Source organism: Ewingella americana (genome assembly GCF_006438725.1).
In the GTDB taxonomy this organism is placed as follows: Bacteria; Pseudomonadota; Gammaproteobacteria; order Enterobacterales; family Enterobacteriaceae; genus Ewingella; species Ewingella americana_A.
Genome location: NZ_RCZD01000006.1, coordinates 170,916 through 191,101 on the forward strand (window position 1 = coordinate 170,916; position 20,186 = coordinate 191,101).

A 20,186-nucleotide genomic window follows, 5' to 3' on the forward strand; every position below is an offset into this window, starting at 1 on the left:
GGTAAACCTCACTCGCGGGCGATGGCGGCCAGCTGATTGGATTCAAGCACGGTAATACCGCCTAAACCGGCGTTGAATGCCTGCTGTTGCAGGGCTTTGGCAACATCTGCCGCGTCAATGGCTTTCCATTTACCGGGCAGCAGTTTGAACACCGGTGCACTGAGTTGTTCAAGCAGACGCGGCGGCTGGCGTTTACCCACCAACAACGAAGGCCGGGCCAGTGTCAGCAACGGCCATTTCTGCTGGATGAGCGCTTGTTCCATCTCGCCTTTGGTGCGGTTATACAAAAAGCGGGAGTGAGCATTTGCCCCGTTGGCACTGACTGCCAGACAGTGTTTGGCCCCATGCCTGCGCGCCGCTTTGGCACTGTTGACCACCAGATCAAAATCTACCGCGCGAAAAGCATCGGCGCTGCCCGCCTGCTTGCGCGTGGTGCCCAGACAGCTGAAAAACAGATCAATCGGCTCATCCAGCTCAGCCACCAGCGATGCGAGATCGCTGCCCTGAGGATTGAACAATTTGCTCAGTGGCGGCAAGGCCTGCCGGCTCGGGGCGATAATGCGGCTTACGCGTGCATCCTGCTGCAAAAGCCGCAGCAACTCCCTGCCGACCAGCCCGCTGGCCCCCAGTAAAAGTACCTTTGCCATATTATTTCCTTATGTTGATCCAGCCTGCCAGTGTTCGCTTATCCGAACCTGCGCGCCATGAGACATGTCCTGTTGCTGTCTATCTGGCAGCGAGTCATTCCATTTCATCAAACTTCACGCGTCCAAAACAGTTTTTTACCAAAGCCCAACGTGTTATCCGTCATCTTGATGTTATTCAGTTTCAGCGCCCATATCGGGGCTTTCATTGCGATAGCGATAGGGAAATGTTTGCAGTACAGATGCCGCGCCGTGATGTCTTCGTCACCGGTAAGCATGAACGCTTCGCCCCGATACTGGATGCCCTTGATTAGCGCGATAGTTTTCGGCTGCGGCGCAATGGTACCGACAACTTTAGAATTCTGCTGCATCAGCGTGCCATGCAGGGTTTTCAGTTCGGTCATAAAGTACAGCGTCATGCTGCTGACGTCCGCCACGTAAAAACAGTTCGCACTCCACATCTCACCGTCGGCGGCGGCGCACAGCGCTAAGAGGTGATTCTTGCCAAGAAACTTGCCGATATGTTGTAAGTCATCTGCGTCATTCATGCCCTGCTCCTCAAAATTCCCTGCCGTCAGTTTAGCGCGCCAGAAGCCGGTAAGGTAAACTTGCGCACTCCCCTTTTCTGCTGCGAGTGAATATGTCCGCCACGCCTGAACCCACCTCCTGGTATTTATATATGCTGCGCACGTCATCCGGCATGTTGTATACCGGTATCACAACGGATGTTGAACGCCGTCAGGCTGAGCATCAGGCAGGCAAAGGGGCTAAAGCATTGCGGGGAAAAGGCGAGCTGAAGCTGGCCTTTCACTGCCCAGCGGGCAACCGGTCGCTGGCTTCAAAGCTGGAGATCAAAGTGAAGAAACTGAGCAAAGCGCAGAAAGAGAAGCTGGTCAGTGAGCAACCTGCCTGCCTGGATAGCTATTTTGGCGAGCTGACGACCAAGACCTGAGCGGTTCTCACCGGATTTACCGCCGCCCAAACGTCAACAGCGTTACGCTTGGGCAATATAATTAACAATCAGTGCTAACCAGGGGTGGTTTTTAAAATGGATATTTACCTGCTATAAATGATTATTTATTCACCCCGCCGTTATCAGCAAATAACATAACCGCAACAACCACTGGTTTTACTCGATGTTCTTCAACGGATTTTATTTTAACCCTTTCCAGACCATTGAACTTAAGGCAAATAATAATAATCCCAGCTCATTATTGGCAGCATTTTGTTCACACGACCAATCCCTAAATAGTCAGTTTCTATTCACTATCTTGCATAATCAGTGAATAAAGATTTATCAAGAAATGAATATTTTTGATATTTGTCACGTTATTAGTCATTTTAAAGACTAATATACCGCCATCTTTTAAGACGAAGGTGGACCAGTAATGGAAAACAACAATCGAAAAATGGCGCATATACGCCGCACAACGCATCTTATGATGATGGCTCATCGCAGCTGCTTTAGCTTTGCTTTCTTTAACCACAAGTAACCCCCTCCTCTTACGCTCTTATTGCGTATAACGAACGTTATCCGGCCAATCAAAAATTAGCACTTGTCATTTATTGACGGTTTATTCTCGCCCGTAAAATGACAATAGCCGTAGGAATGATTGACCTCCCGGATAACAATACGCAACAACGCTAAAAACAAACACAGAATCGAGTCATGCTCATCGGGCATTGCTGCGTATTCGCACATGTTTATTTAAATAAACATTTCACGGCAAATAAATAATTGCCGGGGGATCGTTTTGTCTAAAGAGTAAGAGAAATGAAAAAATTAAAAATTGCCGCCAATACCAATACATATGAGTGCTTTGAAACTTCCCGCGAGATAGTGGATATCCAGCACACAGATTTTAATGATATTGCTGCGGTAGTGATGTCGGTCGCGGATGTTGAACAGGGCATGATCAAACAAATAGAAGAGATGGGTCTGAACATCCCGTTATTTGTGGCCGTCTGCTGTGAAGAATCATTAGATAATACTGCGCTGCCTGCATTGCATGGCGTATTTGAACTCTGCGGCAAAAATACTCAGTTTTACGGTAAACAGCTGGAAGCGGCAGCGGTGAAATATGAAAGTGAATTATTACCGCCGTTCTTTAATACCCTGACCCGCTATGTCGAAATGGGCAACGCCACGTTCGCCTGTCCGGGCCATCAGGGGGGTGAATTCTTCCGTAAACACCCGGCGGGCCGCCAGTTCTTTGACTTCTTTGGTGAGAACATCTTCCGTTCAGATATGTGCAATGCCGACGTCAAACTCGGCGACTTACTGATTCACGAAGGCGCACCCTGTGATGCACAAAAGCATGCAGCCAAAGTGTTTAATGCGGATAAAACCTATTTTGTGCTCAACGGCACTTCAGCCTCAAATAAGGTGGTCTGCAACGCCCTGCTGAGCCGTGACGATTTGGTGCTGTTCGACCGCAATAACCATAAGTCCAACCACCATGGTGCACTGATCCAGGCAGGTGCTACGCCGGTCTATCTGGAAACGGCGCGCAACCCGTTTGGCTTTATCGGTGGCATTGACGCCCACTGTTTTGAAGAGAAGTATTTACGCCAGCAAATCAGTGAAGTGGCGCCTGAACGTGCCCACGAGAAACGCCCTTTCCGTTTGGCCATTATTCAGTTAGGCACCTATGACGGCACGATTTATAACGCCCGTCAGGTAGTGGATAAAATCGGCCATCTCTGTGATTACATTCTGTTTGATTCCGCCTGGGTCGGCTATGAACAGTTTATTCCTATGATGAAAGAGTGCTCGCCGCTGCTGCTGGAATTGAACGAGAACGACCCTGGTATTATCGTCACCCAGTCCGTGCACAAACAGCAGGCTGGTTTCTCACAGACATCGCAAATCCATAAAAAAGATAAGCATATCAAAGGTCAGGACCGCTATTGTAACCATAAGCGCTTCAATAATGCCTTTATGATGCACGCCTCCACCAGCCCGTTCTACCCGTTGTTTGCCGCACTGGATGTTAACGCCAAAATGCATGAAGGCAAAAGTGGCCAGCGTCTTTGGAAAGAGTGTGTCCGCGTCGGTATTGAAGCCCGCAAGATGCTGATGGCAACCTGTTCGCTAATCAAACCCTTCGTTCCTGACATGGTTGATGGCAAACCGTGGCAATCGTATGACACCGAACTGATGGCTCAGGATCTGCGTTTCTTTAATTTTATTCCGGGTGAAAAATGGCATGCTTTTGAAGGTTATGCCGAGTCCCAGTATTTTGTCGATCCTTGTAAATTACTGCTTACCACCCCAGGAATTAATACCGAGAATGGCGAATATACTGAATTCGGTATTCCGGCAACCATTCTGGCTAATTATCTGCGGGAAAACGGCATTGTTCCTGAGAAGTGTGACCTGAACTCGATTCTTTTCCTGCTCACACCCGCGGAAGATATTGCCAAGATGCAACACCTGGTGGCATTAATAGCCCGCTTCGAACAACACATTGAACAAGATTCACTGCTCAGTGAAGTCCTGCCTGCTGTTTATAAAAGCAATCAGCAGCGTTACGAAAATTATACTTTGCGCCAACTTTGCCAGGAAATGCATGACTTGTATGTCAGCTATGATGTTAAAGAATTACAAAAAGAGATGTTCCGCAAGAAATATTTCCCACGTGTTGCCATGAATCCGCAAGATGCCAATACCCAGTTTATTCGCGGTAAGGTTGAATTGGTTTCTCTGGCCAAAGCCGAGGGCAGGATCGCCGCCGAAGGCGCATTACCTTATCCTCCGGGTGTGTTATGTGTTGTTCCGGGTGAAATTTGGGGAGGTGCTGCCCAACGCTATTTCCTGGCGCTGGAAGAGGGTATCAACTTACTGCCCGGCTTTGCGCCTGAATTACAAGGTGTATATATCCAGAAGGATGAAGACGGCTGGAATCGCGCTTACGGCTATGTCATTAAAGCTTAATTAAACATGTTACTGGTGGAGAGTTCTCCGCCAGTAAGATCACATTATAAAAAGTGAGAATGATCATGAGTAAAGCAAATAATAAAATGGGGGTCATGCAATTAACGATCCTCACCGCAGTGAATATGATGGGTTCCGGCATAATTATGCTGCCAACCAAACTGGCTGAAGTCGGCACTATTTCTATTATTTCCTGGCTGGTCACCGCCGTGGGATCCATGGCACTGGCCTATGCGTTTGCCAAATGTGGCATGTTCAACCGCAAAACCGGCGGCATGGGAGGTTACGCTGAATATGCCTTCGGCAAGTCCGGCAACTTTATGGCCAACTATACCTATGGCGTTTCCTTGCTGATCGCCAATATTGCCATCGCTATTTCCGCCGTCGGTTACGGTACGGAGTTGTTTGGCGTTGCCCTGACGCCTCTGGGAATCAGTATTGCGACCATCGCCGTGCTGTGGGTAGCCACAGTCGCCAACTTCGGTGGGGCGCGCGTCACTGGCCAAATCAGTACCATCACTGTCTGGGGGGTGATTATCCCGGTACTCGGCATTTCGGTCATCGGCTGGTACTGGTTCAGCGGCGAAGCCTATATGGCTGCCTGGAACCCCCATGCGGTACCGACTTTTGAAGCTATCGGCTCCTCAATTTCGATGACGTTATGGGCCTTCCTGGGTCTGGAGTCCGCCTGTGCCAATACTGAAGTGGTAGAAAACCCTGAGCGCAACGTACCTATTGCGGTGCTCGGCGGTACTCTGGGTGCAGCCGTGATCTACATTATTTCGACCAACGTCATCGCCGGGATTGTACCCAATATGGATTTGGCCAACTCCACCGCCCCGTTCGGCCTGGCGTTCTCACATATGTTTAACCCAACGGTGGGTAAAGTCATCATGGCGCTGATGATTATGTCCTGCGTCGGTTCACTGCTGGGTTGGCAGTTCACTATTGCGCAGGTGTTTAAATCCTCTGCCGACAGCGGCTTCTTCCCGAAAATCTTCTCAAAATTGAATAAAGCCGATGCCCCGGTGAAAGGCATGCTGACCATCGTGGTTATCCAGAGTGGCATGACGCTGATGACCATCAGCCCGTCGCTCAACAAACAGTTCAACGTATTAGTTAACCTCGCGGTCGTCACGAATATCATCCCTTATATTCTGTCGATGGCGGCGCTGGTGATTATTCAGAAAGTCGCCAACGTGCCCGTCAACAAAGCGCGCATTGCTAACGTGATTGCGGGAATTGGCGCACTCTACAGTTTCTACGCACTCTACAGTTCCGGCCAGGAAGCCATGATGTGGGGCGCGCTCGCCACCTTCCTCGGTTGGTCGCTGTATGGGATTGTTTCACCACGATTTGAAATGCTGGAAAAGAAAGGTTGATAACCCCCCAGGCGGACGTAATGTCCGCCTTTAAACAGGTATATCTAAGAAGCTGCCTGTACGGCAGTGAACCGCTGGAAAATACGCTTATCCCCTGCGTTATTAAAGTCCTGCGATGGTTTTAGTGGATAGACCTTTTTTTCAGGCAGAAATTGCTCTCTATGAATATCAATGAGTTAATGCTGGTGAGAAAAGGAGGGTTCGCACGGCGGAACACTGGCGACAAAAAAAGCGGAGAGATCTCCGCTTAGGTTTTATGGGTGAAGCTAAAATCAGAACCGGTTAAATGCTGCCGGGAAAGTGACTTCGCCGTGGGCGTCAGTCAGGGCATCTTCGGCCAGGGTGTAGAGCTGGAAAGCGGCTTCGGTGCCCGGCCAGCGGCAGTGGAGATCGTGGGCGGCGGCGGGTTTGAAGCCGAAACGGCCGTAGTAGGCCGGGTCACCGAGCACAACCACGGCGGCGTAACCAAATTCATTCAGTGAATCCAGCCCTTCGTAGATAAGCTTCTCACCCAGCCCCTGACGGCGCAGGGATTCGTCTACGGCCAACGGTGCCAGCCCGACCCAGTTGCGGTCTTCGCCTTTGATATCCACCGGGCAAAATGCGACGTAACCGACAACGCTTCCTTCATCATCCGTCGCCACCACGCCAAGCGTCAGCAACCCGTCTTCACGCAGCTCTTTGACCAGATCGGCTTCATCGCCACTCGGAAACGCACTGCGCAATAAACGGTCGATACCCGCAGCATCAATAGGGATTTCAGTACGAATTAGCATGTCTGCGCTACCGGAGCCACAGGCTCACGGTCCTCTTGTAAACCGGCTTCGATAAAGTCTGCCAGACGCATCAGGCCGCTTTTCAGCAGAACCGGCATGCTGTCGAGATCAATGGCATCCATCAGGTTCTTCACGTTCAGGCCAAGTTCAGTGTCGCCTTCAATGCGCAGGCGACGTTGGAAGAATAAGGTGTCGGGATCTTGTTTACGGGCGGCGATCAGCACCAGGTCATTAGCGTTGCCGCTGAAGCTGACGTCCGCTTCACCGTGCTCTCGAATCTTCAGTTTGCCCTCTTCGACGGTCATCAACCAGCTAAGGTTAAGATCGCTCACCTCGATTTTTAACCAGCGGTCTTCGAGGAAGTCCAGTTCGCCTTCGGCCAGCGCCTGACGGAACTGCCAGCTCAGCACTTGCTGCAAAACCTGTCGCTGTAGTGCAAAAGGCGTGAATTTTAATGGCACACTCAGCAGGGATGGCCCCTGACGCACCATACGTGCTCGTAGTTGTTGCAACACTGGCACTACTCCTTTCGGTAACTTTTCACAAACTGATTCGGTTACGATATGCGCTCTATTTTGCCACATCGTCCGTTTAGTTCAGCGGCCTGCATCAATAAATACTGCAACAGAAAGAAATCACACACAACACTCCGCGAAAGCGTACAGCGATCAACTCGGCAGAAACTGCCTCAAATCAAAATATTGCATTCATAGCTTCTCTAAAATGGTCAGCCTGTAAAACGCTCCCTGATGAATGATTTACGTCAGCGGATACTTCCCTTTTCATTCTTGCCGGTGCAGTGACTGCCGGTTAAAGCCAGGAACAGACGATGGAGCTACTTTGCCCGGCGGGCAATTTGCCTGCGTTAAAAGCGGCAATTGATAACGGTGCCGATGCGGTTTATATCGGTTTAAAAGATGACACCAACGCCCGCCACTTTGCCGGTCTGAACTTTACTGAGAAGAAATTGCAGGAGGCGGCCAGTTATGTCCATCGCCACCGCCGCAAACTGCATATTGCCATTAATACCTTTGCGCACCCTGACGGCTATCAGCGTTGGGAGCGTGCGGTAGATATGGCCGCGCAGCTCGGGGCCGATGTGCTGATCCTCGCTGATATTGCGATGCTTGATTACGCCGCCACCCGCTATCCGCACGTCGAGCGCCATGTCTCGGTGCAGGCCTCTGCGACAAATGACGAAGCCATACGATTTTATCAGCGCAATTTTGATGTCTCTCGCGTGGTGCTGCCGCGCGTACTGTCGATGCATCAGGTGCGCCAGTTGGCGCGCAGCAGCGTGGTTCCGCTGGAAGTGTTTGCGTTTGGCAGTCTGTGCATCATGGCCGAAGGCCGCTGCTATCTCTCCTCTTATCTGACCGGTGAGTCGCCAAATACGGTCGGTGCCTGCTCTCCGGCGCGGTTTGTGCGCTGGCAGCAAACGCCGCAGGGGATGGAATCGCGCCTTAATGACGTGCTGATAGACCGTTATGATGAAGGCGAAAATGCCGGGTATCCGACGCTGTGCAAAGGCCGTTATCTGGTCGATGGCGCGAAGTATCACGCGCTGGAAGAACCCACCAGCCTGAACACGCTGGAGCTGTTACCGGAGCTGTTCGCCGCCAATATTGCCTCGGTGAAAATCGAGGGGCGTCAGCGCAGCCCGGCCTATGTCAGCCAGGTCACACGCGTCTGGCGCGCCGCTATTGACCGCTGCAAGGCCGATCCGCAGGGCTTCACCACCGATGCAGAGTGGATGAAGCAGTTGGGTTCCATGTCGGAAGGTACGCAAACTACGCTTGGCGCGTACCATCGTAAATGGCAGTGATCGCAGGGAAAATGATGAAATATTCTTTAGGGGCCATTCTCTACTACTGGCCAAAAGCGGAAGTTGAGGCGTTTTATCAGGCCGCGGCCAGCAGCAGCGCCGAGGTGATTTATCTCGGGGAAAATGTCTGTACTAAACGGCGCGAAATGAAGGTTAATGACTGGATGGAGATCGCCCGTCAGCTGGCCGCCAGCGGCAAACAAGTGGTGCTCTCTACGCTGGCGTTGTTGCAGGCGCCGTCCGAACTCAATGAGCTGAAACGGTACGTCGAGAACGGCGAGTTTCTCATCGAAGCCAATGATTTTGGTGCGGTGAATATGGCGGCGGAGCGCAAGCTGCCGTTTGTCGTCGGCCATGCGCTCAACTGCTATAACGCGGTGACGCTGAAGATCCTGCAAAAACAGGGCATGACGCGCTGGTGTATGCCGGTTGAACTGTCCCGTGACTGGCTGATGAATCTGCTCAAACAGTGCGAAGAGCTGGGTATCCGCGATAAGTTCGAAGTCGAGGTACTCTCCTACGGCCATCTGCCGCTGGCCTACTCTGCCCGCTGCTTTACCGCACGTTCGGAGGATAAGGCGAAAGACGATTGCGAAACCTGCTGCATCAAGTATCCGCAGGGCCGCAAGGTGCTGTCGCAGGAGAACCAGCAAGTATTTGTGCTCAACGGCATTCAGACCCAGAGCGGTTATTGCTACAACCTCGGCAATGAGCTGACGTCGATGGAAGGGCTGGTGGATATTGTGCGGCTGTCGCCGGAAAGCCAGGAGACGTTGAAGATGCTGGAGACATTCCGCGCCAATGAGTGTGGTTTAACACCGGTAAGTCTGACAGATAAGGCTGACTGCAACGGTTACTGGCAGCGGGTCGCCGGCCTGGAGCTGGTGAAGTAATGTCTAAGCTGCCTGTACGGCAGTGAATATATTGTTCAGGCGCGGATTTCGCGCCTGTTTTATTTCTATCCGCCAAACATCATTAATCATTCTTCAGCGGTTTTTTGCGGTGCAGCAGAGTGCGTAACCGTCCGCTATCACGCAGTATTCCCAACCCAATTCCCAGCACCGTATAAACCGCCCCCAGCAGCAACAACATCAGCATATCGCTACCCACTTCGCTAAATGGCAGCCCCATCTGATTCACCCCGGCGATAGCTTTGGTCGCCCAGGTTGAAGGCAGCATGGATGAGATGCCCCGCACCCAGGTTGGCATAGCTTGCAGGGGCCAAATGGTCCCTGAAATATAGAATACCGGCATGGTAATAAAGGAGAGCGTCAGGTAGATCATCTCCACGCTGCGCAGGCACTCGGTGACCAGCTTCCCCAACCCGAGTACCGCCAGCAGGAACGGAAATGTCAGCATGATGATCTCGGGAATACTGGCGGTTTGCCGGTAACCCAGAACCCACGGCCAGAGCACAAACAGGACGATCGACAGAAAAAGCCAGATGGGGATCAGGGCGGATAACCCGCCGAGAAACACCGGGATCGCCGGTTTACCGTCAGGCGCACTGTTGAGCGTAATGTTGACGCGCACGCTGGCGATCAACAGGGAATGCTGCAACAACATGACCAACAGGCCGGGGAAAATGATCGCCGCAAAGCTGATGCCTGGGTTAAACAGATCCAGCGTTTGGCCGACGATCGGGGTGAGTAGCACGCTGGCCTGTTTGGCGGTAAAGCCGCTGTGCATCAGTAATTCTGTGTTGTATTGGGTGAGGATCGACTGATAGGCCGCGACGACGTCCTGCTCAATCTGCCCGTTCGCCAGCCGGTTGGTGGCATCGCCGTACACCGGGATCACGATATCCTGCCCGGCGAGGATCTTCTTCTCGAGATCCACCGGCATGATGATCACCGCAAACAGCTTACGCCATGCGAGATCCCGCTGGGCCTCTTCGACGCTGTCGTAGCTGTTGATTTTGATTTTCGGCGTGGCATCCAACTGACGGGTCAGCAGACGGCTGGCGCTGCTGTGGTCCTGATCGACTACCGCCACCGGTAAATCCCACACAGTGCGGTTGGCGTACACCGTACTCATGACGCAAAGCGAGAGCAAAAGCATCATCCACATCGGCTTATCGAGCATACCGGTCAGGACTTTGGTGAAAGTTTTCCAGTAGGTCCGCAACCATTGGCGCGTGGTCATTTTCCCGGCTCCTGTTTTTTCAGGCGCAGGTATAAGCGCTTATGCACCAGCAGACCGGTGATCAGCGGGTAAACCAACAAAATGGCACACACGCTGAAGATGGCGCTGGCCGGAACCTGCCGCAGGAAGATGTCGAACATGGCGTACAAGGCGTGCGTCAGGGGTTCGATATTGGAGATAATACGGGCAGGCCATGGCATGGAAAGTTCAGGCACCGCCATCCCCGAGAAGGTCAGTGCGATACTGACGAAGATCCCCATCATGGTATACGCCGTGATGGTGGTGCTGGTGAAGGTAAACAGCAGCAGGCCGATGCTCTGCGCTGAAATCACATAAAAGAAACCGATCAGCACCATAAATAACGGATTACCGCTGACCCGCGCATCGAAGAAGCCAACCAGCATGGCGATTTCCACCATCAGCAAGGTGGTAAAGCACAGCGTATAAGGCGCCAGTTTTCCCAACAGGGCAAAAGTGAAGGAAGGTGCACCGATCAGTGACTGGCTGCGGGCCATCACGTAGATCATGCAGGTGACAGTAAACAGCTGGATCAGGTGAATGGTGGCGGCGAATTGCTGGTAGTAAATGTAGCTGCCACTGGCGTTGAACAGACTGCCATAAGAGAGCTCGACGCTGGCCAGAGGCGGCACGGTTTTACCGATTTCATTAGCAATGATCGAACGATATTGGGTGTTGAGTTCAGTGATAAGCCCGCTGAAGTCCTGCGTGGAGTAAAGCCCGGCTCCGTAAAAAAGCGCGTTGTAATAAAGCACGACACTTGGCTGCTTGCCTGAGAGCGCATCGGCTTCGAAGTCTGGCGGAATGTAGAGCAGTGCGTAATCCTGAGCGGTACGCAGCCGGTGCTCGGCTTGCGGCAAGCCATCATCAAAGGCCTGAACGTGCGCATGCGAACCGGCGTCGAGGTTACGGGTCAGCGTTTTCGATAAAGTACTATGATCGTTATCCACTACCGACACCGGCAGGTCCAGCAATGTTCCTTCGGAGAAGTTGCTGCTGATGAGTACAAACAGCAGCAGCGGAAATATCCAGCCCAGCCAGTGGATCACCGGTTTACGAAAGGCATGGCGCGTTTCGCGGGTGAAAGAACGCGAGAAGCAACGCCAGCCGGCTTTTACCCGGAGCATCGCCACTACTCTTTCCAGTTCCACAGGGCGCTCATTCCCTGCCTTAGGTTAGGAATAGGTTTTGCCGGATAGAGGCGAACTTCAAAGGTTTTCAGGTCAAAATCGCCGGTGGCACGAGTGGCGCGCTTGGTGGCGTAATCCCCAAGCGGGGCGATGTAGCGCACTTCGGCATCAATCATTTGGTTATTCAACGCCGGGACGCGGATCTGAATTTTGTCACCCTTATGCACACCGGCCAGAATATTTTCCCGCAGGTTAAAAACAAAATAGGCATCCCGCAGGCGGATCAAGGTCAGTAATGGGCTACCGGCATTTTGCAGTTCGCCCACTTCGACGGGGATCGGACCCACTTCGCCATCGACTGGCGCCTTGACCAGCAGGTCATCCGTCTGTGCTTTGACTTCCAGCAGATCCTCTTCGGCCTGACGTAACTGGGCGGCATAGTTTTCACGCTGTTCAACGCGATCACCGTTGATACCTTCATCCAGGTTGGCTTTCGCCACTAAGACCTGCTGGTAGGCGCTGTCGCGTGCGCGGCGTGCGTCTTCTAAATCTGACGCCGAAATAAAGCCTTTGGCCGCCACTTTGGCGTTACGGTTATAGAGATCGCGAGCGTTGATGTACTCCGCCTGCGCCTGCGCCAGCGTGGCCTTCAGATTGCGGATGCTCTCTTCGCGGGTGCCGTTCACCGATAAATCCAGCTGTGCTTTGGCCTGATCACGGGCAGCTTCCAGCGCACGTAACTGCGCCATCAGTTCGGGGCTGTCGAGGGTGATCAAAAGTTGTCCGGTTTTGACGTCATCGCCGCGTTCGACGTGGCGCTCAATCACCCGGCCTTTGGCTTTGGAGGCCACGATAACTTCAGGGGCATCCACTTCGCCCTGCAATAAGAGATCCTGGTTACCGGCGCGAAAAAGTACCGCCAGTGAAATAGCCACCGCGACCAGCAGCAGGGTCAGCAACATTCTTTTACTCATGGAGTTAACTTCCTTTGTGACTGCCAGCGGCAGACCTCAGCCAGACCGGGGATCGGTGCGGATCGTTGGCGTTTCCTTTTCCATCGGCCGGATCCCTGGCTGCTGGCTTCATCAGGGGATGAATGAAGAGCAGGTATGATAACGGGATGCAGAGAGGCTCTTTTAACACGAAACAGCATATTCATTAAAATTATAGATCAAACCATTTGTATTAATACAAATGCGCGTTTCGGCCTGCGCAGAGCACAAATCAGGTATTCAGCGGAAGTTTAATCGGTAATACTCAGCTGTATAATTAGCGGGCGAATAGCTTCGCCCCTCACCCATCAACGAGTGAGCGATAACGATGTCTGATACAAAGACCGTACCTTTATCCGTGCTGGACCTGGCCCCGGTGCCACAAGGTTCCAGCCCGAAGCAGGCGTTCCAGTCCTCCCTGGACTTAGCCCAACATGCCGAAAAATGGGGCTATCAACGTTACTGGATGGCGGAGCATCACAATATGACCGGCATCGCCAGCGCGGCAACCTCGGTGTTGCTCGGCTTTATTGCCGGTGGCACCAAAACCATCCGCGTCGGTTCCGGTGGCGTAATGTTACCCAACCACTCCCCGCTGGTGATTGCTGAACAATTCGGTACGCTGGCCACACTCTATCCTGACCGTGTGGATTTGGGCCTTGGCCGCGCGCCGGGTACCGACCAGCGCACCATGATTGCCCTGCGCCGTCATCTCTCTGGCGAAGTGGATAACTTCCCGCAAGATGTGCAGGAGTTGCAGCACTATTTCGCCGATGTACAGCCAGGTCAGCCGGTGCAGGCCGTACCGGGCCAGGGTTTACATGTGCCGCTATGGTTGCTGGGTTCAAGCCTCTACAGCGCGCAGCTGGCCGCAGCACTCGGCTTACCGTTTGCCTTCGCATCACACTTTGCGCCGGATATGTTGCATCAGGCGCTGGCAATTTACCGCAGTCAGTTCAAGCCCTCAGAGCAGTTGCAACAGCCCTACGCCATGGTATGTATCAATGCAATCGCTGCGGATACCGACGAAGAAGCCCGCCGCATGTTTACGTCCAATCAGCAACAGTTCATCAATCTACGCCGTGGTAATCCGGGCAAGCTGCCGGCGCCGGTCGATAATATAGAGAGTCTGTGGTCTGCATCAGACCGCTTTGGTGTTGATCAGGCGCTGCGATTGTCGGTCGTGGGTAATAAAGAGACAGTCCGTGCCGGTCTGCAAGCCATATTGCGTGAGACCGAAGCGGATGAGCTGATGATTAACGGCCAGATTTTCGATCATCAGGCGCGCCTGCATTCGTTTGACATTGTCTCTCAGTTGCAAGGCGATTTGGTGAAAGAAGTACGCATCGGCTGATTTCGCAAACTTCCCATCGCCTGTTGTGCAGGCATAAAAAAACCAGCCCGAAGGCTGGTTTTTATTTATCTGTTGCTTGCCGGAGCAGACGTCAGATTATGCGTCAGTCGTACGACGTGGCGCACGGCTTGGTGGACGACGTTCACCAGCAGGTGCAGCAGCACCGCCTTCACGACGTTCCGCAGGACGACCACGGCCACCCTCACGACGCTCACCGCTGAAAGAACGTGGTGGAGCACCGTTACCGCGACGCTCGCCACCAGCACCTGCAGCACCAGGTGCACCAGCAGGACGTTCACGACGTGCAGCTTGTGGCTGTGCATCGCCCAGCAACTGCATGTTCATCGGCTTATTCAGAATACGGGTGCGGGTGAAATGAGACAAAATCTCGCCCGGCATGCCTTTCGGCAACTCGATCGTTGAATGCGAAGAGAACAGCTTGATGTTACCAATGTAACGGCTGCTGATGTCGCCTTCGTTAGCAATTGCGCCAACGATATGACGAACTTCAACACCATCATCGCGGCCTACTTCGATGCGATACAGTTCCATTTCGCCAGCGTCACGACGTTCGCGACGTGGTGCACCATCACGGGAAGCTGCGCCATCACGTGCAGGACGATCACCATCACGTGATGGACGACGGTCGCCGCTACGATCGGCACGATCAGCACGCTCGTCAAATTCACGACGTGGTGGACGGCTTTTGAAGACCTGATCAGCAGGAACGATCAGTGGACGTTCGCCTTGTGCCATTTTCAGCAGTGCAGCAGCCAGCGTTTCGATGTCCAGCTCTTCTGTAGGTTGCAGTTTAGCCAGCAACGCGCGGTACTGATCCAGATCGCCGCTTTCCAGTTGTTGCTGAACTTTTGCAGCGAACTTAGCAAGACGACGCTCACCCAGTACATCTGCAGTAGGGATTTCAACTTCTGGAATGGTCAGCTTCATGGTGCGTTCAATGTTACGCAGCAGGCGACGTTCGCGGTTCTCAACAAACAGCAACGCACGGCCAGCACGACCGGCACGACCGGTACGGCCGATACGGTGAACGTAAGATTCAGAGTCCATCGGGATGTCATAGTTAACAACCAGGCTGATACGTTCTACATCGAGACCACGTGCTGCCACGTCGGTTGCGATCAGAATGTCCAGACGGCCATCTTTCAGACGTTCCAGAGTCTGCTCACGCAGGGACTGGTTCATGTCACCATTCAGCGCTGCACTGTTATAGCCGCTACGTTCAAGCGCTTCAGCCACTTCCAGGGTTGCATTTTTGGTACGCACGAAAATAATCGCCGCATCAAAATCTTCTGATTCAAGGAAACGTACCAACGCTTCGTTTTTACGCAGACCATGAACAGACCAGTAGCTCTGGCTGATGTCAGGGCGAGTAGTTACGCTAGATTGAATGCGTACTTCCTGCGGATCTTTCATGAAACGACGGGTAATGCGACGAATCGCTTCCGGCATGGTGGCAGAGAACAGCGCGGTCTGATGGTCAGCCGGGATCTGCGCCATGATGGTTTCAACATCTTCGATGAAGCCCATGCGCAGCATTTCATCGGCTTCATCCAGCACCAGGCCACTCAGGTTAGAGAGGTTAAGGGTGCCGCGTTTCAGGTGGTCCAGCAGACGGCCTGGGGTACCCACAACAATTTGTGGACCCTGACGCAGTGCGCGCAGTTGGACGTCATAGCGTTGGCCGCCGTAAAGGGCAACCACATTCACGCCATGCAAATGTTTAGCGAAATCAGTACAAGCTTCGGCAACCTGAACAGCCAGTTCACGGGTTGGAGCCAATACCAGAATCTGTGGAGCCTTCAGATCAGGCTTAATGTTGTGCAGCAATGGCAGCGCGAAGGCCGCAGTTTTACCAGAACCGGTTTGTGCCATACCCAATACGTCACGACCATTTAACAGGTGCGGGATACATTCGGATTGGATCGGTGATGGTTTTTCGTAGCCCAGATCAGTCAGGGCGGCAATGATAGGAGCAGACAGCCCCAGGTCAGCAAAAGAGGTTTCAAACTCAGTAGTCATGTACACGTGCCTCATTAATAATGGCAGCCAGTCTACATAACTCGTCGAGAAAATTTTCAGTCATTTTCATTGAAAAGTGTGAACCGGCTCAAATTAGATTATAAAACGAACAAAGCAACCCTCGCCCGTTAAGGCGCTTAAAAATGGATAAACCATGGTTAAGAAGGCTGATTGGTGTCGTCAGCTATTGCTGGTCCGATTCTGATAGGTCGTCTTGCTCTTGGCCTAAAAGCGCCAATTCCAACAATGCATAGCGGTGCTCAACAAAATTATGAACGTTGTTAGCTACCGTCAGTTTGAACAGTGCCAGGGCGCTGTTCTTGTCCCCCAGACTTAGGTAATGCTTACCTAAATAGAAGTCAGTTTCACTGAGATGCTCAGCGAGCGAAGTGTTATCCGTTGCTTCCGCCTTTAGGCGTTCCATCAGCGTTGCTTCGCTGATCTTACCTAGGTAGAATTCGACGATATTCCATCCCCATTGTCCTCTGTCCGCTTTGTCATAACGCTGTTGCAGCGCTACGTCGGCATTCTTGGGATTGATTTCTCGCTCCGCAAGGTAAAGCCATAAAGAACGGAAGGGATCATTTGGATCGTCTCGATAAAACGCCTGCAGATCATCCTGCGCTAACGAGAATCGACCACCATAATACAGTGCGATACCTCGGTTCAAACGCGCGTAGTTGTAAGTTGGATCAAGCTCTAGTACAGAATCAAACGCTTCATAGGCAGCATCGAAGTTGCCTGCCTGCGTTAGGTAAATCCCCAGGTAGTTAAAAACTTCTGGCATATCAGGACGAATAGACAGCGCTTGTGAAAAATCATTTCGCGCTAACGCTCTAAGTCCAAGACTATCATACAGCACACCGCGCTCATATAATAGCTGTGCGCGTTCATCGTCAGTCAGCGCCCGGCTGGCAAGAATTTGTTCCATACGTGCCAGGATAACTTCCTGCTGCAACGTGGGCTGCAATGGGATAGCCAGAACTTCGTTTTTACGCCAATCATGGTTGCTGCATCCTGCCAACATAAGTGCTGTCGCAACATAACACCAGCGCAAGAAAGGCTTCATTTCTACTCCCGAAGACAAACATTGGATTAACATCCTGTCATCCGCCTGCTTAACACGACCGCATCCTGCGCTCATGATACGAACAGTTCCCTGCCTCAAAGCAGGGAACTGTAAAACTTCTGTTACAGAAATTTATTCTGCTGGAGACTCAGTGGGTTCACCCTGGCTCGGCGCTACAGCATCTTTCATGCTCAAGCGAACGCGACCCTGGCGATCAACTTCGACAACTTTGACCGGAACTTCTTGACCCATTTGCAGATAGTCGGTCACTTTATCAACGCGTTTGTCAGCGATTTGAGAAATGTGAACCAGACCTTCTTTACCGCCACCGATGGCAACAAATGCGCCAAACTCGACGATACGGGTCACTTTACCCTGATAGATACGGCCAACTTCAACTTCAGCAGTGATTTCTTCGATGCGACGGATAGCGAATTTCGCTTTCTCACCGTCAGTCGCAGCGATTTTAACTGTACCATCATCTTCAATTTCAATGGTAGTACCGGTTTCTTCAGTCAGCGCACGGATGACAGAACCACCTTTACCGATCACGTCCTTGATTTTATCAGGGCTGATCTTAATGGTATGAATACGTGGTGCAAACTGAGAGATATCACCACGCGGGGTGCTGATAGCCTGTTCCATTACGCCCAGAATGTGCAGACGCGCACCCTTAGCCTGGTTCAGAGCAACCTGCATGATTTCGCGGGTGATGCCTTCAATTTTAATGTCCATCTGCAGAGCGGTAATGCCGTCGCGGCTACCGGCTACTTTAAAGTCCATGTCGCCCAGATGATCTTCGTCACCCAAAATGTCAGACAGAACAACAAAGCTGTCGCCTTCTTTAACCAGACCCATTGCGATACCCGCAACAGCGGCTTTAATCGGCACGCCTGCATCCATCAGGGCCAGAGATGCGCCACAAACAGAAGCCATAGAAGATGAACCATTAGATTCGGTGATTTCAGACACCACACGTACGGTGTACGGGAAGTCTTCTGGTTTTGGCATCATCGCCAACACGCCGCGTTTCGCCAGACGACCGTGACCAATTTCACGGCGTTTAGGCGAACCCACCATCCCGGTCTCACCAACGGAGTACGGAGGGAAGTTGTAGTGGAACAGGAAGCTGTCAGACTTCTCGCCCATCAGCTCATCCAGGTTCTGCGCGTCACGTGCAGTACCCAGAGTAGCTGTCACCAGCGCCTGAGTTTCACCACGGGTGAACAGTGCCGAACCGTGGGTACGTGGCAGAACGCCAGTACGCACGTCCAAACCACGGATCATGTCTTTTTCACGGCCATCGATACGTGGCTCGCCACGCAGAACACGGCTACGTACCACGTGCTTCTCGATGCTGCCCAGCAGGTCAGAGATTTCACCAGCGTCCAGCGCTTCATCTTCCGCTTGCAGAGTTTGAACCACTTCAGCTTTGATAACGTTGATCTGAGCGTAACGATCTTGTTTGTCAGTGATCAGGTATGCATCACCTAAACGAGATTCTGCCAGTGCCGCTACGCGAGCATGCAGCTCAGCATTAACGACTTCAGGCTTCCAATCCCATTTCGCTTTACCGACTTCAGCAACCAGAGAGTTGATGTTATCGATAACGATTTGTTGTTGTTCGTGACCGAACACCACAGCGCCCAGCATCTGGTCTTCACTCAATACATCAGCTTCAGACTCAACCATCAGTACCGCACCTTTGGTACCGGCAACCACCAGGTCCAGACTACTGACTTTCAGTTCATCCGCAGTTGGATTCAGAACATACTGGTCGTTGATGTAACCGACTCGAGCTGAACCAATTGGGCCGCTGAACGGAATACCAGACAGGCTCAATGCAGCAGAAGCGCCAATCATCGCAACGATGTCAGGGTTAACTTGTGGGTTCAGAGAAACCACGGTCGCAATCACCTGAACTTCATTCAGGAAACCTTCTGGGAACAGAGGGCGAATTGGACGGTCAATCAGACGGGAAGTCAGGGTTTCGCCTTCACTTGGACGGCCTTCACGACGGAAGAAGCTGCCCGGGATACGACCAGCAGCGTAAGTACGCTCCTGATAGTTAACCGTCAGTGGGAAGAAGCTTTGGCCTGGTTTTGCTTTTTTCTGGCCAACAACAGTAACAAATACTGCGGTGTCGTCCATGCTAACCATAACGGCTGCGGTTGCCTGACGAGCCATCATGCCGGTTTCCAGCGTGACGGTATGTTGACCGTATTGGAACTTACGAATAGTCGGATTAAGCAATGTAATATCCTTTCATTTGACGCGCAGCTGTTATGACAGCAGTTCACGCCAGTAAATACCCGAACTTCTCACTACATCCTCGCGACTAATGACAATCCTTATTTCTCTTCGCGGAAATAAAGCCTCTCATTAGCCGCGCGAACCTCTGTAACGGAAGATCACGTGATAATAAATTCTATAAAAACAACAACGCTACAGTAACCTGATTTGCAGTCGCTTCCTAGAATAAAGGGGCCAATTGGCCCCTTTACACTGAAACTCGCTAGATTAGCGACGCAGACCCAGACGCTCGATCAGGCTGGTATAACGTGCTACATCTTTACGCTTCAGGTAATCCAGCAGTTTACGACGCTGAGAAACCATACGCAGCAGACCACGACGGCTGTGGTGATCTTTTTTGTGCTCTGCGAAGTGACCTTGCAGATGGTTAATTTGAGCAGTCAGCAAAGCAACCTGAACTTCTGAAGAACCACTGTCGTTAGTGCCACGACCGAAGTCTGTAACGATTTGAGCTTTAGCTTCAACGCTTAGAGACATAATCATACTCCAAAATATTATAGATAAATAAACGGGCGCCGATCTCTAATTCAGCTACCCAATGCATAAGCTGCGCTATTCTAC

Annotated in this window: 19 protein-coding genes; 7 read left to right on the forward strand and 12 right to left on the reverse strand. The window is 52.1% G+C overall.

Annotation, left to right across the window (positions count from 1 at the left end; genetic code table 11):
- Positions 1-8: 8 nt before the first annotated feature.
- Positions 9-647, reverse strand: coding sequence for a hypothetical protein (locus EAH77_RS13075; protein WP_140473254.1), 639 nt, complete (start codon positions 645-647; stop codon positions 9-11).
- A gap of 107 nt (positions 648-754) precedes the next feature.
- Positions 755-1,192, reverse strand: a complete 438-nt coding sequence (locus EAH77_RS13080) for a YhbP family protein (RefSeq protein ID WP_140473255.1) — start codon at positions 1,190-1,192, stop codon at positions 755-757.
- A gap of 92 nt (positions 1,193-1,284) precedes the next feature.
- Between EAH77_RS13080 and EAH77_RS13085 the strand changes: the two genes are divergently transcribed.
- The 4 genes from EAH77_RS13085 to potE all read left to right on the forward strand — a co-directional run bounded on the left by EAH77_RS13085 (position 1,285) and on the right by potE (position 5,963).
- Positions 1,285-1,596, forward strand: coding sequence for a GIY-YIG nuclease family protein (locus tag EAH77_RS13085; RefSeq protein ID WP_140473256.1), 312 nt, complete (start codon positions 1,285-1,287; stop codon positions 1,594-1,596).
- Between the two features lie 490 nt (positions 1,597-2,086).
- Positions 2,087-2,137 (forward strand): hypothetical protein, encoded by a 51-nt coding sequence (locus tag EAH77_RS25820; protein WP_431306769.1) that lies wholly within the window; start codon positions 2,087-2,089, stop codon positions 2,135-2,137.
- Between the two features lie 281 nt (positions 2,138-2,418).
- Entirely contained in the window at positions 2,419-4,581 is a 2,163-nt protein-coding gene (gene speF / locus EAH77_RS13095) for an ornithine decarboxylase SpeF (RefSeq protein ID WP_140473258.1), read from the forward strand.
- Between the two features lie 65 nt (positions 4,582-4,646).
- The gene (gene potE, locus EAH77_RS13100; RefSeq protein WP_140473259.1) at positions 4,647-5,963 is read left to right on the forward strand and encodes a putrescine-ornithine antiporter; all 1,317 of its coding nucleotides are present in this window, start codon (positions 4,647-4,649) and stop codon (positions 5,961-5,963) included.
- A 272-nt stretch (positions 5,964-6,235) separates the two neighbouring features.
- Here the strand turns inward: potE and EAH77_RS13105 are convergent, their stop codons facing one another.
- Entirely contained in the window at positions 6,236-6,739 is a 504-nt protein-coding gene (locus EAH77_RS13105; protein ID WP_140473260.1) for a GNAT family N-acetyltransferase, read from the reverse strand.
- Positions 6,733-7,254 carry a ubiquinone anaerobic biosynthesis accessory factor UbiT gene (gene ubiT, locus EAH77_RS13110; protein ID WP_140473261.1) on the reverse strand — a complete coding sequence of 174 codons (522 nt, stop codon included), beginning with the start codon at positions 7,252-7,254 and terminating at the stop codon, positions 6,733-6,735. Before ubiT ends, EAH77_RS13105 begins: the two co-directional genes overlap by 7 nt.
- A 314-nt stretch (positions 7,255-7,568) precedes the next feature.
- Here ubiT and ubiU point away from each other — a divergent pair, with 314 nt between their 5' ends.
- Complete coding sequence (ubiU, locus tag EAH77_RS13115; protein WP_140473262.1) at positions 7,569-8,564, forward strand: ubiquinone anaerobic biosynthesis protein UbiU; 996 nt, start codon at positions 7,569-7,571, stop codon at positions 8,562-8,564.
- A gap of 14 nt (positions 8,565-8,578) precedes the next feature.
- Positions 8,579-9,457: a U32 family peptidase gene (locus EAH77_RS13120; RefSeq protein ID WP_140473263.1), complete on the forward strand. Its 879-nt coding sequence runs from the start codon at positions 8,579-8,581 to the stop codon at positions 9,455-9,457.
- Positions 9,458-9,539: 82 nt separating this feature from the next.
- On the opposite strand, the gene EAH77_RS13125 is transcribed toward EAH77_RS13120, so the two are convergent.
- The 3 genes from EAH77_RS13125 to EAH77_RS13135 are packed head-to-tail and all read right to left on the reverse strand — an operon-like array spanning position 9,540 to position 12,831.
- The gene (locus EAH77_RS13125; RefSeq protein ID WP_194150514.1) at positions 9,540-10,691 is read right to left on the reverse strand and encodes an ABC transporter permease; all 1,152 of its coding nucleotides are present in this window, start codon (positions 10,689-10,691) and stop codon (positions 9,540-9,542) included.
- Positions 10,692-10,705: 14 nt separating this feature from the next.
- Positions 10,706-11,854, reverse strand: coding sequence for an ABC transporter permease (locus EAH77_RS13130; RefSeq protein ID WP_140473363.1), 1,149 nt, complete (start codon positions 11,852-11,854; stop codon positions 10,706-10,708).
- 5 nt (positions 11,855-11,859) lie between these two features.
- Positions 11,860-12,831 (reverse strand): HlyD family secretion protein, encoded by a 972-nt coding sequence (locus tag EAH77_RS13135; RefSeq protein WP_140473265.1) that lies wholly within the window; start codon positions 12,829-12,831, stop codon positions 11,860-11,862.
- A 346-nt stretch (positions 12,832-13,177) separates the two neighbouring features.
- On the opposite strand from EAH77_RS13135, the gene EAH77_RS13140 reads away from it, so the two are divergent.
- On the forward strand, positions 13,178-14,203 hold the full coding sequence (locus EAH77_RS13140) for a luciferase-like monooxygenase (RefSeq protein ID WP_140473266.1): 1,026 nt from the start codon (positions 13,178-13,180) through the stop codon (positions 14,201-14,203).
- A gap of 96 nt (positions 14,204-14,299) precedes the next feature.
- Here the strand turns inward: EAH77_RS13140 and EAH77_RS13145 are convergent, their stop codons facing one another.
- The 5 genes from EAH77_RS13145 to rpsO form a co-directional block, all read right to left on the reverse strand.
- Positions 14,300-16,243 carry a DEAD/DEAH family ATP-dependent RNA helicase gene (locus tag EAH77_RS13145; RefSeq protein ID WP_140473267.1) on the reverse strand — a complete coding sequence of 648 codons (1,944 nt, stop codon included), beginning with the start codon at positions 16,241-16,243 and terminating at the stop codon, positions 14,300-14,302.
- The gene (gene yrbN / locus EAH77_RS25825) at positions 16,233-16,313 is read right to left on the reverse strand and encodes a protein YrbN (protein WP_096335046.1); all 81 of its coding nucleotides are present in this window, start codon (positions 16,311-16,313) and stop codon (positions 16,233-16,235) included. Before yrbN ends, EAH77_RS13145 begins: the two co-directional genes overlap by 11 nt.
- Positions 16,314-16,427: 114 nt before the next feature.
- Positions 16,428-17,312, reverse strand: a complete 885-nt coding sequence (gene nlpI / locus EAH77_RS13155; RefSeq protein WP_140473268.1) for a lipoprotein NlpI — start codon at positions 17,310-17,312, stop codon at positions 16,428-16,430.
- Between the two features lie 132 nt (positions 17,313-17,444).
- Complete coding sequence (gene pnp / locus EAH77_RS13160) at positions 17,445-19,565, reverse strand: polyribonucleotide nucleotidyltransferase (RefSeq protein WP_140473269.1); 2,121 nt, start codon at positions 19,563-19,565, stop codon at positions 17,445-17,447.
- 267 nt (positions 19,566-19,832) lie between these two features.
- Positions 19,833-20,102 carry a 30S ribosomal protein S15 gene (gene rpsO, locus EAH77_RS13165; protein WP_140473270.1) on the reverse strand — a complete coding sequence of 90 codons (270 nt, stop codon included), beginning with the start codon at positions 20,100-20,102 and terminating at the stop codon, positions 19,833-19,835.
- Positions 20,103-20,186 lie beyond the last annotated feature (84 nt).